The sequence below is a fragment of the Paenibacillus sp. J22R67 genome (assembly GCF_059692175.1).
Map to the genome: position 1 here is coordinate 295,588 of NZ_JCAUAX010000005.1, position 16,449 is coordinate 312,036.

Annotated in this window: 16 protein-coding genes; all 16 read right to left on the reverse strand. The window is 44.3% G+C overall.

Annotated elements, in window-relative coordinates:
* Positions 1-262: 262 nt before the first annotated feature.
* Positions 263-427, reverse strand: a complete 165-nt coding sequence (locus tag AC58VC_RS21285) for a hypothetical protein (RefSeq protein WP_497371045.1) — start codon at positions 425-427, stop codon at positions 263-265.
* Positions 428-514: 87 nt separating this feature from the next.
* On the reverse strand, positions 515-1,678 hold the full coding sequence (locus AC58VC_RS21290) for a serine hydrolase domain-containing protein (protein ID WP_497371047.1): 1,164 nt from the start codon (positions 1,676-1,678) through the stop codon (positions 515-517).
* Positions 1,679-1,749: 71 nt separating this feature from the next.
* The gene (locus AC58VC_RS21295; RefSeq protein ID WP_497371049.1) at positions 1,750-2,730 is read right to left on the reverse strand and encodes an aldo/keto reductase; all 981 of its coding nucleotides are present in this window, start codon (positions 2,728-2,730) and stop codon (positions 1,750-1,752) included.
* A gap of 62 nt (positions 2,731-2,792) precedes the next feature.
* On the reverse strand, positions 2,793-3,335 hold the full coding sequence (locus AC58VC_RS21300; RefSeq protein ID WP_497371050.1) for a GNAT family N-acetyltransferase: 543 nt from the start codon (positions 3,333-3,335) through the stop codon (positions 2,793-2,795).
* Positions 3,336-3,376: 41 nt separating this feature from the next.
* Entirely contained in the window at positions 3,377-4,159 is a 783-nt protein-coding gene (locus tag AC58VC_RS21305) for a class I SAM-dependent methyltransferase (protein WP_497371052.1), read from the reverse strand.
* Between the two features lie 162 nt (positions 4,160-4,321).
* Positions 4,322-5,188: a carbohydrate ABC transporter permease gene (locus AC58VC_RS21310; protein WP_497371054.1), complete on the reverse strand. Its 867-nt coding sequence runs from the start codon at positions 5,186-5,188 to the stop codon at positions 4,322-4,324.
* A gap of 17 nt (positions 5,189-5,205) precedes the next feature.
* On the reverse strand, positions 5,206-6,087 hold the full coding sequence (locus AC58VC_RS21315) for a carbohydrate ABC transporter permease (RefSeq protein ID WP_497371056.1): 882 nt from the start codon (positions 6,085-6,087) through the stop codon (positions 5,206-5,208).
* Between the two features lie 87 nt (positions 6,088-6,174).
* Positions 6,175-7,485: an ABC transporter substrate-binding protein gene (locus AC58VC_RS21320; protein WP_497371058.1), complete on the reverse strand. Its 1,311-nt coding sequence runs from the start codon at positions 7,483-7,485 to the stop codon at positions 6,175-6,177.
* Between the two features lie 26 nt (positions 7,486-7,511).
* The gene (locus AC58VC_RS21325; protein WP_497371060.1) at positions 7,512-8,315 is read right to left on the reverse strand and encodes a TIM barrel protein; all 804 of its coding nucleotides are present in this window, start codon (positions 8,313-8,315) and stop codon (positions 7,512-7,514) included.
* A 31-nt stretch (positions 8,316-8,346) separates the two neighbouring features.
* Complete coding sequence (locus tag AC58VC_RS21330) at positions 8,347-9,204, reverse strand: helix-turn-helix domain-containing protein (RefSeq protein ID WP_497371062.1); 858 nt, start codon at positions 9,202-9,204, stop codon at positions 8,347-8,349.
* A 38-nt stretch (positions 9,205-9,242) separates the two neighbouring features.
* On the reverse strand, positions 9,243-10,298 hold the full coding sequence (locus tag AC58VC_RS21335; protein ID WP_497371064.1) for a zinc-dependent alcohol dehydrogenase: 1,056 nt from the start codon (positions 10,296-10,298) through the stop codon (positions 9,243-9,245).
* A 155-nt stretch (positions 10,299-10,453) separates the two neighbouring features.
* Positions 10,454-11,608, reverse strand: a complete 1,155-nt coding sequence (locus AC58VC_RS21340; RefSeq protein ID WP_497371066.1) for a Gfo/Idh/MocA family protein — start codon at positions 11,606-11,608, stop codon at positions 10,454-10,456.
* A gap of 375 nt (positions 11,609-11,983) precedes the next feature.
* Positions 11,984-12,769 carry a carbohydrate ABC transporter permease gene (locus AC58VC_RS21345; protein ID WP_497371372.1) on the reverse strand — a complete coding sequence of 262 codons (786 nt, stop codon included), beginning with the start codon at positions 12,767-12,769 and terminating at the stop codon, positions 11,984-11,986.
* Between the two features lie 98 nt (positions 12,770-12,867).
* Complete coding sequence (locus AC58VC_RS21350; protein ID WP_127454326.1) at positions 12,868-13,749, reverse strand: carbohydrate ABC transporter permease; 882 nt, start codon at positions 13,747-13,749, stop codon at positions 12,868-12,870.
* 99 nt (positions 13,750-13,848) lie between these two features.
* Positions 13,849-15,156 (reverse strand): ABC transporter substrate-binding protein, encoded by a 1,308-nt coding sequence (locus tag AC58VC_RS21355; RefSeq protein ID WP_497371068.1) that lies wholly within the window; start codon positions 15,154-15,156, stop codon positions 13,849-13,851.
* A 106-nt stretch (positions 15,157-15,262) separates the two neighbouring features.
* Positions 15,263-16,447 (reverse strand): response regulator transcription factor, encoded by a 1,185-nt coding sequence (locus tag AC58VC_RS21360; protein WP_497371070.1) that lies wholly within the window; start codon positions 16,445-16,447, stop codon positions 15,263-15,265.
* Positions 16,448-16,449 lie beyond the last annotated feature (2 nt).

Consider the following 16,449-nt stretch of genomic DNA (forward strand, 5'->3'; position numbering starts at 1 on the left):
TGTAACGAAGTAAAACATCGTTAACTGTCGTGGAAATCACCAGCCAACGTCGATTCCTCCGCTGTAACGATGTTTTTCATCGCTAACGCATGCTGAACGCGTCAACTGCCCGCTGTAACGATGTAAAACATCGTTAACTGTCGTGGGAATCACCAGCCAACGTCGATTCCGCCGCTGTAACGATGTTTTTCATCGCTAACGCATGCTGAACGCGCCAACTGCCCGCTGTAACGATGTAAAACATCGTTAACTGTCGTGGAAATCACCAGCCAACGTCGATTCCGCCGCTGTAACGTTGTTTTTCATCGCTAACGCATGCTGAACTCGCCAACTGCCAGCTGTAACGCTGCCAGTAATTACTTGAAATTACGGGAGTTTTTCCCGCTATTCGTTGCAGTTCATAAAAGAAGAGGCTGTCCCAAGTCATCCAATGACCGCGGGACAGCCTCTCTTTTGAACTTTTGGCACTGCCTCTTTAATTTTACTCTATATTCTTACCTCTCAAATACCCTACTCACTCCATTGCCCCATAAACAACTGCCCGCAACCGCGGATGAATGAAAGGCTCACGACTCGGAAGCAACTGCTGCATGTATACGATAGAGAGCTCTTCTTTGGGATCGATTAACAAATACGATCCAGCCATGCCCGCCCAGCCGAATTCACCGATCGAACCATTGTTTCCACCAGCCGCAGGATCAAGCAAAACACGAACACCAAGGCCATAGCCATAACCGCTCATTTGCGACCAGTCGAAATCTCGGAGCTGCTGAGCATTCAAATGATTCGTCGCCATCAATTGAACGGTTTTGCGGCTAAGGATACGAGTTCCGTTCAATTCGCCGCCACCCGCCAGAACTTGCGCGAACTTGCTGTAATCCCCAATCGTCGAGAGCAGTCCAGCTCCTCCGCTCTCCAATTGACAGTCTGGCTGATAACAGGAATCCAGTCTATTGTTAGGCGTCATTGTGCCATCAGCCGCACAATCATACATCGTGCACAGACGGTCACGCTGGTCTTCTCTAATACGGAAGGACGTATCCTTCATACCAAGCGGTTCGAAAATTTCCTTCTCCAGAAAATCGCCAAACTTCTGGCCTGATAGCACTTCGATCAATGCGGCAAGAACATCATGGCTCATCCCGTATTTCCAGCGAGTGCCAGGCTCAAATGCGAGCGGTACGGAAGCAATCGCTTTGACCGCCGTTTGAGTATCCATGGTCTCGGCTGCTTTTTCCATTTTCGCCCGCGTCTGACGTTCGGTTTCATTACCATCTCCGCCATATGTAATTCCTGAGGTCATCATAAACAGATCCTTGATCCGAATCGGCGCTCCCGCTGGAACCAGCGTCTTTATTCCGAAATCGTTATACTTGTACACCTGCGGGTTTCGAAACTCCGGCAAATAATCACCTAGTGGGTCGTTCAGTAGATAGAGACCTTTTTCATAAAGCATGAGAGCTGCTACACAAGTCACTACTTTGGTCATGGAATAAATCCGGTAGATCGTGTTAAGATTAATCTCTTGCTGCTTTTCCAAATCAGCATAGCCCAGAGCTTCCTGGTAGATCACTTCTCCCCGGTGCACGACTGTACAAGCGCAGCCAGCCGGCCCTTTCTCCATAAAGCTCTTCAACAGCGGAGTCAACCGCTCGCCTAATCGATCGTTTCTACCCACAGTCACAGCTCCTCTCGGAAACGTTTTCAACTACTATTATAACGGAATAATACCGAGTTGTCCCATGTGGATCAAACGGCACCAATGACAGGGTGAGGGACATACGGCTCTTCCAGTGAGGCAATTTCTTCACTTGACAGCGAGATCGATAGAGCAGCTACAGCATCTTCGAGATTAGACATTTTCGTAGCACCGATAATAGGCGCAGTTACAGGCTCTTTTTGCAACAACCAAGCAAGAGCGATTTGAGCCCGAGGAACACCATGCTGCTCTGCAATTGCCGCAACTCGCTCAACAATTAATTGATCCGTATTTGCTGTCGCATCATATTTCGTTTTCTGAACTTGATCGGTTTCAGAACGATGAGTCGATTCTGACCAATCACGCGTCAATCGACCTGAAGCAAGCGGGCTGTATGGAATCACACCGATTTTTTCTTCTTTACAAAGCGGCAGCATCTCCCTCTCTTCTTCACGATAGATAAGGTTTAAATGGTTCTGCATCGATACAAACCGGGTCCATCCATTTTTCTCAGCCGTATGTAATGCCTTAAGGAATTGCCAGGCGTACATGGCAGAAGCACCTATGTATCTTGCCTTCCCAGCTTTAACGACATCATGCATAGCTTCCATCGTTTCTTCTATTGGCGTATGGTAATCCCAGCGATGGATTTGATAGAGGTCTACATAATCTGTTCCCAATCGCTTAAGACTCTTATCCATCTCACTCATGATCGCTTTTCTGGAAAGACCAGCACCATTAGGACCTTGGTGCATACGGAAATGAACCTTTGTCGCAAGGACAATTTCATCGCGGCTGGCATAATCCTTCAGAGCTCGTCCAACAATCTCCTCGCTGGTTCCATCTGAATACACATTCGCCGTATCAAAAAAATTAATGCCGAGCTCCAGCGCTCTTTTGATAATGGGACGACTGTGCTCTTCATCAAGCACCCATGGGTGAACCCACCGTTCAGCTACGCCAAAGCTCATACAGCCCAGACAAATCCGTGAAACATCCAATCCTGTATTTCCAAGCTTCACATATTCCATAGGATTGTACCTCACTTTCAAATTTAATATCGTTTCCTAGAGAACTATTCATCCCATAAGGACTAGATATCCTCGGACGGATTGATAATAGCTAGAACCTGATGGTCCTCCCACACGCCGTTGATCTTCACATTACTTCGGGAAATACCTTCTTTGTGGAAACCAGCTTTCTCTAGCACGCGGATTGATCCAGGATTTTTGGGGGATGCTTCCCCGACAATCCGGTGAATCCTCAGTTCTTCGAAAGCATAACGTACCACCTGCTTCACTGCTTCCGTCATATAACCCTTGCCGTTAGCCGCCTGGTCCAGATTGTATCCAATCATGCAGCTCTGAAGCGGTCCCCTCACGACATACGTCAGCCCGATGGTCCCGACAATCCGCTCGTCTTCCGTTTGACATACAACGAAGGAATATTTCCGATCCTCCATGCGATCGGCCCTGCTTTTGTTAATCCATTGGAGCTGGTGCTCCTCCGTGTAATAATCATCTGAATTGCTTGGAGAAAATTTCTCGAAAAAGGCCCTATTCCGCTTGTTCATTGCAATGATCTGTGCAATGTCATCTTCTACTGGGAAACGAACATATACTTGTGGTTGCGACATCTGCACCATCCTCTAATACTATTGTTTTGGAAATTTGACTTTTAATCACTACGTTTTTTTAGAGCAGTAACCATCGGTTGATAATAACCTGTTGCTGCGGGCATATGCCATTCGATCGCTGAGAATCCCGCTTCAGTCAAAATACGACTAAATTCTTCTCGCAGCAAAGCTCTGTATCTAGTTTTATTATGCTTAGTTTTCCATTCTCCGTCAATTTCTTGCATGATAAAGTGATTAGTTAGATAGATATTTGACTCCTCTTCCCAATCCCAAACCTGAAATATCATGCGTTTACCCTTATCAAAAATGCGCGGCTCTGTCGCTTTCGGCTTTGATTTTACTAATTCATCATAATCCCTGAGTGTAACTAGAAGAATACCTTCACTTTGAAGTTTGGCATACATATTGCATGCAGCTTGAAATAAATCTTCATCCGTGAGTAGGTGAGGAATTGCGTTGTCGGCCGAAAGAATGACATCATAGAATCCAGACACGTCTTTTTCCAACGATCGAAAATCAGCTACACCAACGTTTAATTCAATTCCGAAAGATGCTGCCTCTTTTTTGGCTCTGGCAACGGAAACTGGACTTAAATCTGTCGCAGTAACTTTGAACCCGTGTTTAGCCAAGCCTATTGCCTGTGTACCAATCCCGCAAGAACAATCCAATAATGTAGTTTCCTCGGTAAACGGAGTCGATAGTTTAGAGCGGATGATTCCGCTTAATGTTTCTCCTTGCCAAGAAATGGCTCGCGACCATTCCTCGAAAATAAGATGGTAGTCTTCTGCAAGATGATCATAAAATGTTAAAGCAGATTCCTCCATTACGCTCACCTCATTATTTGTGGGATCAGGAAGCTATTTATCCTTCTTATCTTTCTCTCATTCTACATAATTAGGAAGCATTCCTTCTGCAAGCAAAAAAAGCTACCCGTCAATGCTGGCAGCCTTTACATAAGTCATATGGTGATCTGTACACGGAAGTACTTAGCCTTTCACAGAACCTGAAGTAATTCCATCGATAAATTTCCTTTGGAAAAGTATATAGATGAAGATAATTGGTACAATGGCAATGGATACACCAGCGGCAATTAAAGATTGATTGGACGTGTATTCTCCGATAAAGTACATCATGCCAAGCGGCAGTGTCCGGTAAGCATCGTCATATACAAAGAGCAGCGGAAGTAAGAAATCGTTCCACGACCACATGAATTCAAATACCAGTAATGAGGTTAGCGCAGGTATCGTGAGCGGAAGCATAATGTGCAGATAGGATGTAAAGTTATTGCAACCATCTATTTTCGAAGCATCCATCAGTTCATCTGGTAAATCTCTGAAAAACGTCCGCATCATAAAAATGGCAAATGGCATCGCAAGTCCCAAGCTTGGCAGGATTAATGCCCAATAGGTATTGATAAGATCCAAACGCTGCATCGTGTAATAGAGTGGAATGACCATCGCTTGAATGGGCACCATCATCCCGAATAAGAAGAAGAAAAACAACGCATCACGGCCTGGAAATTTCAACTTTCCGAAGCCAAAGCCTGCTAATGAAGCTAAAACAAGGATAAAAAACACACGAGGAATAGCAACAATCACACTATTCACCAAATACTGCCCCATTTTCCCTACGCTCCAAGCTTCCGAGAAGTTAGCGAACGTCAAATGGTTAGGAAAAGCAAACAGATTCGTATTTAATTCATTGACTGGCTTAATTGCAGCTAGAAGAATCCAAATGACGGGCATAACGGATATGAGCAGAAACGCGACTAGAACCAGATAAGTCAATATTTGTTTCACATAGCTAGAGGAGCTACTAAGTGTCGCTCCATGAACTTCGATTGTCCCCTTCATGATGTCCCCCCTCATCTCTAATCATTTCTTTCCGCAAAACGCATATATACGATGGAACAAGAAGCTATAATGAGCGCCAAAGTTATCGAAATTGCGGCTCCATATCCCACCTCATTTAAGCGAAAAGCGCTATCAAACATATAGGTAGAGATGACTTCCGAGGAATGAAAAGGTCCGCCTTTCGTCATCATATAGATGATATCGAACACCTTAAATGATCCGATTAACGAATTTAAAACCAACAAGGTAATTGTGCTCTTTAATAGTGGAATCGTCACTTGAACAAATGTTTGTAAGACGGAGGCACCTTCAATTTTTGCAACTTCATAATAGCTTTTATCAATCCCCTGCATAGCTGCCATAAAGATAACCATACAAAAACCATAATACGTCCAACTCCCAGCTGTCGTGAGAGCTGGCATGACAGTGTGCTCATTACCCAGCCAATCCAAGGCCAAGCTGCTTAACCCTATTTTTTCTAAAGTGATATTGATGAAACCAAAACTCGGATGATAAATCCAGTTCCACACAATACCCACAGCAATCAAAGAAATAATGGTCGGCATAAAATACGTAACTCGAAACACAATGGCACCTCGGATACCTTTGGAAAGTACCAAAATAGCCAGAATTAATCCGATAAATAAAGGGATCGTCACGGAACAGGCAATCCAAAACAAGTTGTTTCCAAGCGCTTTCCAAAAGATAGGATCATGCAGTAAACGTACATAATTATCCAATCCAATGAAGTTCATAACAGGACTAGCGCCATCCCAATCAAATAAACTATATTGAGCCGTCTGTAAGATGGGCACGATCAGAAATAGGACATAAAAAATGAAAGCCGGTAAAATAAAAAACAAAGCACTAAATGGTTTTATTCTAGTGAAGATGCTCATCTGTACACCCCCTGATTCTATACGCTGCGGATGGCGCAGAGACAGGGCTAATTGCCCTATCTCTTTGCTTTTTCCATTAAATTAACCTTAGTAGTTTCCTTTCGCTTTCTCTTCCTCAAATGCTTTTTGCTTGTTTCTAACGACTTCAGCGCCAGTTTTCTTCCCAGCAATTAACTCCTGTAAGTCATTCATCGTCACATCATTAATCTTCTGAGGCATTAGAACATCGATATTATAGGAAAGTCCTGCAGGAGTTGCCGATAAACTAACCACTTCTTTAAAGAGAGAATTAGCATTAATCGCATTCACATCAATAGGCAATGGCGGAATAATATTAGCCTCATACCAAATTTTAGCCGTATCCGTAGAGAACATATAATCTAGGAATTTGACAGTTTCATCAGGATGAGCGGAGCCGGAAGAGACTGCAAAGGTGCCGCCAATACCACCAGGTGCCATAAGCGGCAAATTAGGCTTAACCGATGGAAGCAAGAAGAAACCAACATCTTCTTTCAAGTTCTCAACCATACCGGATACCATCCAAGTACCTGTCATCCGCATAGCAGCTTTACCTGTGAAGAATTCTTTATTCCCGTCGTCATAAGAGATGGCTAGTGGGCTTTTCGTGGTATAACCGTCTGTAATCAATTTCTTAAAAGTATCTAATGCTTCAGCAAAAATAGGTTGATCAAAGCTTTTTTGACCATTTAGCACGGCTTCGATCTCCGTTTTTCCTGCAACAGCTGTATAAAACATGCTTTCTATATGGAAAGCTGGCCATTGGTCTTTATCATCCAAGGATATACCTACGATGCCTTTATCTTTGGCGGCTTTGCAAATTGCCAGGAATTCATCGTACGTTTTAGGCACATTTACACCTAAATCCTTGAAAATCTTTTTGTTATAGTAAACACCCAACATCTCGACTTGCGTACCTACGCCATAAATCTTTTTATTAAACGTATTTCGTTCTTGAATCCATGAAGGAAATCGTTTATTCCAGCCCAAACTTTCGGATTTGGCGGTTAAATCCATCAGCAAGTTTGCTTTAGCAAGCACTCCCAGATATCCAGGACCTGCATCGTAAGCAAACAGATCCGGTCCTTCTTTACTTAGTAAAGCTGGCTTAATCAATTTTCGCTGATCATCCGCTTTCATCGAAGATCTTTTAATCTTGATGTTGCTATTTTGTTTTTCAAAATTTGCGATAATAGCGTCCATTGCCTTGGATTGTGTGGGGTCTGTATAGTTATCCCAGAAATTAACGGTTACCGTTTCTCCATTTTTCACACCTTCGACAGGTTTAGCTTCCTTTACAGGAGCTTTGGTTGAACAAGCTGACAATACCAAACTGCTAGCTAGTATAATCGGGACTATAGATTGAAAAATTTTTTTCATCTTAAATCTCTCCCTGTCTTATTGGATTAACGCTGCAAACAACTACGCAAAAACTGTAAGGTTTCTTGTAGTAACTCCCTCTTCTCCTCACCAATTCTGCATTCCATAGATAAATAACCTTTGTAATTCAGTTTTTGCAAGGTTTGGAAAGGTGTCCGGAAATCCGTGTGAGCCTTACCGGGAAGCTGCCTGTTGCTGTCAGCCAAATGAAAGTAGCCCAGGTATTTGTAATCGTTTTCAATGGTGTGTGAGATATCAGCCTCTTCTATATTCATGTGAAAGAAATCACCTAGTACTTTTAAATTAGAACTCTGCACCTCATTGATTAACGATGCCGCTTGAGAAACGGTATGCAGCATATGATCCTCATAGCGGTTCAACGGTTCAATAAAAAGGTTCACTTGCAGCTTTTCAGCATGCTCTGCGATTCGCATAAGGGAATCAAGTAATGCCCTGCGGTCATCTTGTTCTTCTCGTGGCAATACTTGATGCGGTAGTGATTTGGAGAACATGCCGTAGGCTGCTGGAGCGATAATTCCTTGAGCACCCAACATTGCTGCGTATTTCAGTGAATCTTGAATATCCGCCACGGCTTGCAACCGTTTCGATTCGTCGAAGTGGCCGATCCAATGGCGATATCCACCGCAAATGGCTGTCAGCGGAATGCCTGAAGCTTGAATAGCCGTCTGCAGCTCAGCAGTAATAGAGTCATTCAATGGTTTTTGAAATAGGTTCAATTCAACCCCGTCGTAACCAATCTCTTTGGACATTTGAAATACTTCTGTATAATTCGATAACCCCGTTAACTTATCTTGAATAGCGAACTTCATGTGCATTCCACCTACATTTCTTTCTTTATCGTTATGTCTTTGTAAAATATCCTTCAATTTTCTTTCTATTGAGTTCTCGATAATGGGATGGCGAGGTACCTACATACGTTTTGAACAACCGAGTGAAATTGGGTATTCCACTGAAGCCTAATGATTGAGCTATTTCTGTAATGGAGAGCTGGCTCGTATTGAGCAATGTCTTAGCTTTATGGATTTTCATTTCGCGCTGCACTTGAATAGGTGATCTCCCGTACAACTCTTTGAACCGATTACTGACGTAAGTCGGATGCATATTCAATTCTTTAGCGAATTGTGACAACGAGAACTCTTGCTCAGGATGTTGAATAATTTTCGCTAAAATTTCCATGAAGCTGCGTGATTGAATGTTGGAGCCCGCATGCTGGTCCATGTGAATAGCACTTTCGAGAACTAAGTAAATTAATTCTAGCGCTTTCGCCTTTCGAAGGATCGTTGTAGGTAAGAAGCCGGTTTGCTGTTTAAGCTCATTGTACTGAAGGAATACCCTTTCGAATTCTTCTGAATCCTTTAACTTGAAGGTGTAAGGAATTTGAAAGAGCTTTAATACATCAATAACCCCACCAATTTCGAATGTAAAATGCGACCATAAAAAGACAGATTCATCTGGATTTTCTTTGAAATGATCATGAGCCACATTCGGCGGGATTAGAATAACCGTCCCTGGTTCAATGGAAAATAACTCGTCTCCGATTCTAAGCTTGGCAATGCCTTTCTTATGATAGGACATGACATAACATGGGCGAACTCGGTTAAAGGTCTTCATTTCTCGCCTGGTATGGATATCAAATTGGATGATATTTAGGACTGCATTTTGCAATAATAGATCTAAATCCATAACATCGTCTGACATGTAACCACCCCCTTACGTTCAATTCATCTATAAAAAGTTTAAAACCTAACACCTAATTTAATACTTTTCTCTGGTGTTCGATCTACATATTGCTCATAGCCTGCAGCAGCCTCTTCAAAAGGAATCACCGGATCTACGATCTCTTCGCAATGCAATTGATTGGTTGCCAATAAACGCCAACATTCTTCTTGGATTCGTTGCCAACTCCAGCGAGGGTAATCCGGATTCGGCTCACTGCATGCGCGTGAAAAAACGATTTTTGCATTGTTAAAATGAGCTTCCATCCCTAGATTTAAACCGCCTTTAAAAGGTCTTGCCCAACCAACGAAAGCGATTGTACCTCCATACGCTAACCCTCTTAAGCACGCTTGCAGCGCAAGTTCGTTAGCGCTAGTCTCAATGATGACATCTACCCCCAGCTTGTTGGTCGCTTTTTTTAATGCCAGACCGACATCTTGTGATAATGGATCGAATGCTTCATCTGCCCCTGCCCGGATAGCAGCCTCTCTTCGTTTCTGGATTGGATCTATAACTGCAACGTAGCTCGCACCAGCTAGCTTAGCCATTTGAGCAGCAATTGCTCCTATGGCACCTAGTCCTGAAATAGCAACACGATCTCCTAGTTTTACTTGTCCATCACGTATTCCACCAAGCGCAAACTGTGCGGGGTCGAAGCATACGGCATTTTTCCATAACATATCTTCTGGCATTTTCATCAAACGCTTTGCGTTAATGGTGTTCACCACTTGGGATTCACGTATGCCGCCATACCCGCAGAGCCGCTCTCCAACTTCATATCCTTGCACATCAGGTCCAAGCTCCGTTATCTGGCCAACCCATTGATTCCCAATATTCCATTTGCCGAAAAGACCCCCAACAGCTTCCGTGGAGCTTCGCGTTATAAATAACTGCCACTCGTTGTCATAAACGGACTCCATTTGATTTCTTTCTCCGCGAAAATCTGCTAGCTCCGATCCATGCTTCGGAGAGGCATATTGGACTTTCACTCGAACTTGACCTGATTTTAGAGGAACATCCTCATAGTTAAGTAATTCTGCTTTACGCGGTGCAGTTGCTACAAGTTGCTTGGGCATTACGGAAACCTCCTAGTCATTCTATCTGAAAGTGGGATGTATTAAAATCATTTATCATAAACATTTTTGTTTGTTATACGCTTACATCTTTATTATAAATGGATATTTCTTTAAATATATGGCTCAAATAAATAGATATTTATCACTAATACAGGTCATGGAATTTTCACCCATTGCTGCTTAAGGTGACTTTCCAGAATTGCGTCAATGACGTTCATGATTTGATCCCCATCATCAAAGTTGGCAAATGACCTGGCAGATGTTGTGGTTTTCAAGCTCGGATTACGAACAACCGAATAAAAATCAATCAGCATATTTTTCAACGCATCCGGCCAACCCTCTTGATGACCACCTGGGTAATGGGAAAGCTCTGCAGCTGACTCGCAAAGTAACCTTGGATCTGAACTTAGCTCAATGTTTGCTTGATCTCGTTGACCGATCCACAAGGAATGAGGGTTCTCTTGGTTCCAAGCCAGCGATCCTTGCTCAGCAGCTATTTCAAAAAACAGCTTGTTCTTACGCCCCGCACTTACCTGTGATATTGTAAATACGCCATGAATCCCGTCCTCGAAATGAACGAGCACACTGCCGTAATCCTCTGTTCTCATAACGATCTCCTCATACCCAGAATCACATTGCTTGTCAAACATGCCAGCTTTTTCAGGTGGTTTCAGGCGTGTGGGATGAACGATTTTCAAATCAGCAAATACTTTTACAATTTTTTTGCCTAACACATATTGAACCGTATCACACCAATGCGAACCAATATCTGCTAGCGCACGTGAAGCTCCATTGTATTCTGGCTCTAATCGCCAATTGTAGTCCGTACGATGTAACAACCAGTCCTGCAAAAATCCGCCATAAACCAAATTTACGTTTCCGTAAGTCAGCTTGCTTATTCGATGTTTGACCTCGGCAATCAGTGGAAAATGACGATAATTGAACGCTACACCACTGACTCCTCTGCTCTCTTGAGCTAATAATGCCAGCTCTTTGGTCTGGTTACTGCTGAGCCCTAACGGCTTTTCCGATAATATATGCTTACCCGCCAGTAGGACCTCACGATTGATTGCGTAATGCAAATAGTTGGGCGTACAGTTATGAACGGCCACGATCTCATTATCTTGGATGAGTTCGCTCGCATCCCCATAAGCTTTGGGAATTCCATAGTCCTCAGCTATCTGCTGCGCTTTCTCCAAGCTGCTAGCAGCAACGGCGGCTACTCGTAAGTAGGGGATACGACGAATTGCTTCCATGTGCGCTTTGGCCGAAAATCCTGTACCCACGATTCCGATGTTAATGACCTTCATCTTATCGGCTCCAAAGGTTCCATTTTGCCGAATTGCAGGTGAGGTCCGTTGACAGGAGCAACCCAATTGGCAGCATTCGCGATGACCTTCCTGATTTGTGGATGATGATAAGTTGGATACTATATTCACTGATTTCTCCCCTCTTCGGATTAGCTGTATTAGGGACATGTTTCAAATTCACTTCAATCAATAAAGCCCTTACATGAATTGTACGTAAGGGCTCACGAATTTAAAATGGCGCTGCTAAATAGGAATTTGGCATTTATACAGGTTTGGTTCACCAAAATTTAGTTGGACACCGTAAGCGGAACATGGTTCCCTCCCCATGCAAAAAAACGTCCACTCATAGAGTGAACGCCTTTACAGAAACAAATATTAATCTTTCACTGACCCTTGCATAAGACCAGCAATAAATTGGCGGCTAAATAAAGAGAATACAATGATGAGTGGGACAGTAGCCATTAGCGTAGCAGCCATGACCATCGAGTAATCTGTGCTGTATACCCCGTTCATAGAGGCAATCAACATCTGAATGGTGAATTTTTCCTGCACCGAAATAACGACAAGCGGCCACAAGTAATCGTTCCACGAACCGAGAAAGGTAATAATCCCCAGAGTCGCAAGTGCGGGACGCAGTACGGGAAGCGCAACTCTCCAGTAAAGATCGAAAGAGTTACAGCCGTCAATACGACCTGCGTTAATAAGCTCGTCATGCACGACGGAAGCCGTATATTGCCGCATCCAGAAGATACCGAACGCGCTGGCCGCTCCTGGTACGATGAGCGCTTTGAGATCATTGATCCAGCCAAGTTTTTGCATAATGATGAATTGCGGAATTAGTCCTAACTGCTGCGGTACCATCATTGTCGCTAATAAGAAGAAGAACAATGGTGCTTTCGCTGGAAACTGGAATTTCGCAAAGGCAAATCCCGCTAACGAGCAGAAAAACAACACCAACAACATATGAGTACCCGCAACTAGTAAACTGTTGCCAAATGAACGGAAGAAGCCAACATGATCAAGCACTTTTCCAATATTGACAAGCAGCTGGTCCCCAGGCAGAAGCCGAGGCGGAAAACGGAACATATCAGCTGTAGTCGCTGTCGACATGACAAGCAGCCAATAGAATGGAAACAGGGATAGAATCGCCCCGGTGATCATGACAACGTGGAGCCAGATGGTGCCTGGTGCTCTCGTCTTTTTCACAGAAATGCCAGTGATTACCCGTCCGAAGGCTACTTTGGAAGACGATGGTACCATCAGACTCCCTCCCCTCTTGAGACGAATTTCCAATTCACAAATGAGAATATGCCAATAATCAGGAACAGCATCCACGCAACAGCGGAAGCATAACCGAACATTTGATTACCAAATGCCTGATTATACAGATATAACACCAACGTCAGTCCGCCTTTTGTCGCTCCGCCGGTATTACCAACCAAAATAAGTGGTTCTGTAAACAGCTGCATGCCGCCAATCGTCGAGAGAATAACCGTAAAGAGAATGATTGGCTTCAGAAGCGGCAGCGTAATGCTGAAGAACTGCTGCTTACGGCTGGCTCCGTCAATTGTAGCAGCCTCGTACAAATCATGCGGAATACTCTGAAGACCTGCCAAGTAGATGATTGCGTTATAGCCGGACCAACGCCAAATCACCATGAGTGAGATGGCAACTTTCACCCAAAACGGATCATTGATCCATTCAATGCGTGGTAGACCAATTGCCTGCAGCAGGCCGTTAATCAGACCGAATTGGCTGCCAAAAAACGATCCAAATATGATGGCAACCGCTACAATTGAAGTAATATTGGGCAGAAAATATACCGCACGGTAAAAGTCCTTAAACCGCATAAAAGCTGCATTAAGTAAAAAGGCAATCACGAGCGCAGCGAACAGCTGAGGCACCGTAGACAGAAACCAAATAACAAAAGTGTTGCCAACTGATGTCCAGAATTCCGGATCGTCCGTTAATAGATTGCGAAAATTGCGGAGCCCTACAAACTCCATTGGTCCGAGCCCATCCCAGGAATGAAACGCTAAGTACAGCGAGAACAGAATGGGAAACAGGCTGAAAGCAATAAAGAGAATATAAAACGGAGAAATCATTACGTAGGGCGCCAGATGGGCTTTGAACCCTTTCATCGGCTCCACATCCTATCCTCATAAGATATGCCTTCAGGGAGCAATTTCGCTTCCATCACCGCCATGGGCTAGTGAAACGAGATTGCCCCCTATTGGCCTTTATTTATTCTTCAATTTCGTTTTGGCCTTCTCAACGAGTGACCAGAACTCTTTATCCGGATCTTTCGTTTTATCTACGGCTACCGCTTGCATGCCGTCGCCAATGATATCCGCAACCGTTTGATAGTTCGGTCCTTTACGCTGCACTTTTACGTCCTTAGCTACCTCGGAGTACAGCACACCTAGCTTCTGATTGCCCCAAAACTCATAACCCGTTTCTGTGAAAGCCTTGTCCCCATACACGGATGGCGTTGAAGGGAAGTTACCAGATAGTTTAAAAACTTCAAGCTGCTGCTGAGGAGAAATCAGCCAACTAATAGCCGTGTAGGCTTCCTTAGCGTACTTCGATTCCTTAGGAATAGTGAGGAATGATCCTCCCATGTTGCCTGTACCTTCTGGAATTTTGGCTGCACGCCATTTGCCTTTTGTATCAGGAGCACGCGTTTCGACATGTCCCCGGCCCCAAGCCGCTGAAATGTAAGTGGCGATTTTGCCTGAGTTGAGTGCTGCTGAATACTCTTGAAGAGCATTCTTTTGATCATAGCTGCCTGCAATCCCCATATCTCTAGCCTTTTTAAAATAGTCCAATGCCTTCTTCACTTGCGGATTCTTTTCGATGATGAGCTGATCATCCTTATCGAAGTACAATTCATCCCCTTGATCGCGAATGGCGCCGAATAATTCGTTCGGATTGGATAAAATATCAGCCCCTGTTTTCTCTTTCAGCGTTTTGCCTGCAGCTAGGAAATCGTCCCATGTCTTGATTTTGGCTGCTACGTCAGCAGGTTCGGAAGGCAAACCCGCTTGTTGGAATAAGTCCTGCCGATAATAGAGCACCATCGGGCCGATATCCGTTGGAAGTCCAAGCTGCTTCTCACCGACCGTGGATTGTTTCCATTTCCAATCGAGATAATCTTTGGCCATATCCTTGGCACCAAAGGTATTCAGATCGTTAAATTTATCTGGATATTTCAGAAACTGATCCAATTGCGAAACATCGATCATCGCAATATCTGGAGCTCCCGAGCCGGCTGACATAGCTGTTAGAAGCTTTTTATGCGAGTCTTCCCATTTGTAGATTTGCGGAATGATCTCGATGTTGGGATGCGTTCGGTTAAACTCTGGTATGATCTTTTCGAATGTAGCACCCTGCCAGAACCACATTTGCAGCTGAACTTTCTTGCCATCGCTTGCTTTTGCATCCGCTTTCACTGCTTCCGGAGCTCCTCCACCACTGCTGCAAGCACTAAGAAGGAGGACAGAAGCCATTAACATACCTAAGGCCTTACCCTTCGACACGTTTTTCATCGATTAACGCTCCCTTCAAATTTCGAGCTTATTAAGAAAGCCCTTACATTTAGTATAAACAGAGGTAGACTTAGCGTATAGGTAACGCATCTTCGATTTCTTGGACTTAAGTTAGGAAAGTTCCGTCCACAGTCCGATAAGCACCTGGGGCTATACCCTCGAACGTTTTGAAGATCCGGCTGAAATAAGCAGGGTCCTTGTAGCCTACTTTTTCACATACCTCATAGATCTTCAAATTCGTATCTCTTAGCCATTTTTTTGCTTCCGTTAAGCGGTGCTGCGTTAAATAGTGCGTATACGTCATCCCCGTTTCCTGATGGAATAAATTGCTTAAATAATTGGGATTGATTTGGTATTGCTGAGCAAAATCAGACAAGTTTGCCGCACCTGCATACTCTTTGTGAATATAGCCTAGAAGCGCTCGGATGATAGGAGGGAACGATTCACCACCACTTTCTTTGCGCGTAATTTCCGAGAAACCAAGACTTATCATGCTGCGTATGTACATCAAGCTCAGATCCCCGATGTCCTTCGTCGCTCCCCCATATCCCGTCTTAACCTCAATTCGCAGTTTGGCTGCCATCCACTTCGATGTCTCCTGTACTTCTCTCTCCCAAGCCTCCTGATCGCATTGACTCGCAAACAGCACAACAGTGACAAGTCGGTCCTCCAGACATACGGCTGCCGTTCCTAGACGACTGAATGCCTCGTAAGCGCACTCCCGTATAAAATACCGCACCGATGCTTCCCCTAATGACCTTAGATCCTTGGTTGAAAAGGAAACTAGCATGACCTTCTGGTAGGACGGAATCAAGCCTTCATCGAAGGTCGGAACCGGCACTCCTTGCAACAGATCATGTAGACGTTTCTCCAGAAGCGCACGTTCTCTAATGACGTTAACTTGCTGGGACTCCTGCTTGCGACGATGCTTCTCATACGATGCGATGTACACCTCTCGGAGCTTTTCCTTGGACAAGGGTTTGAGCAAATAGGCATGAACCCCATGCTCCATCGCCTTTTGCGCATAATCGAATTCCGCATGCCCCGTGAGCACGTACACATCGGTTCCAGGCGAATGCTCTCGAGCAAATTCAGCCAACTGCAGACCATCTGCTGCAGGCATCCGGATATCCGTTATCAAGAGATGGACTTTCTGCTGCTCTAACATGGCCATTGCCTCAAGCCCATTAGATGCATCCAACACTTCTCCCACCCCATCGAAGCGAGAAAGTGTCCGACATACTGGCTGGCGTACATTTGCCTCATCATCCACTACTAGCACTGTAAACATCA

Excerpts from the sequence above, each read along its gene's own strand:
- AC58VC_RS21315 (WP_497371056.1), bottom strand. The coding sequence starts at position 6,087 with ATGAGCATCTTCACTAGAATAAAACCATTTAGTGCTTTGTTTTTTATT.
- AC58VC_RS21345 (WP_497371372.1), bottom strand. The coding sequence starts at position 12,769 with ATGATCACCGGGGCGATTCTATCCCTGTTTCCATTCTATTGGCTGCTT.
- AC58VC_RS21325 (WP_497371060.1), bottom strand. The coding sequence starts at position 8,315 with ATGAAGTTCGCTATTCAAGATAAGTTAACGGGGTTATCGAATTATACA.
- AC58VC_RS21355 (WP_497371068.1), bottom strand. The coding sequence starts at position 15,156 with ATGAAAAACGTGTCGAAGGGTAAGGCCTTAGGTATGTTAATGGCTTCT.
- AC58VC_RS21350 (WP_127454326.1), bottom strand. The coding sequence starts at position 13,749 with ATGAAAGGGTTCAAAGCCCATCTGGCGCCCTACGTAATGATTTCTCCG.
- AC58VC_RS21305 (WP_497371052.1), bottom strand. The coding sequence starts at position 4,159 with ATGGAGGAATCTGCTTTAACATTTTATGATCATCTTGCAGAAGACTAC.
- AC58VC_RS21310 (WP_497371054.1), bottom strand. The coding sequence starts at position 5,188 with ATGAAGGGGACAATCGAAGTTCATGGAGCGACACTTAGTAGCTCCTCT.
- AC58VC_RS21285 (WP_497371045.1), bottom strand. The coding sequence starts at position 427 with ATGACTTGGGACAGCCTCTTCTTTTATGAACTGCAACGAATAGCGGGA.
- AC58VC_RS21360 (WP_497371070.1), bottom strand. The coding sequence starts at position 16,447 with ATGTTTACAGTGCTAGTAGTGGATGATGAGGCAAATGTACGCCAGCCA.
- AC58VC_RS21300 (WP_497371050.1), bottom strand. The coding sequence starts at position 3,335 with ATGTCGCAACCACAAGTATATGTTCGTTTCCCAGTAGAAGATGACATT.
- AC58VC_RS21330 (WP_497371062.1), bottom strand. The coding sequence starts at position 9,204 with ATGTCAGACGATGTTATGGATTTAGATCTATTATTGCAAAATGCAGTC.
- AC58VC_RS21295 (WP_497371049.1), bottom strand. The coding sequence starts at position 2,730 with ATGGAATATGTGAAGCTTGGAAATACAGGATTGGATGTTTCACGGATT.
- AC58VC_RS21335 (WP_497371064.1), bottom strand. The coding sequence starts at position 10,298 with ATGCCCAAGCAACTTGTAGCAACTGCACCGCGTAAAGCAGAATTACTT.
- AC58VC_RS21340 (WP_497371066.1), bottom strand. The coding sequence starts at position 11,608 with ATGAAGGTCATTAACATCGGAATCGTGGGTACAGGATTTTCGGCCAAA.
- AC58VC_RS21320 (WP_497371058.1), bottom strand. The coding sequence starts at position 7,485 with ATGAAAAAAATTTTTCAATCTATAGTCCCGATTATACTAGCTAGCAGT.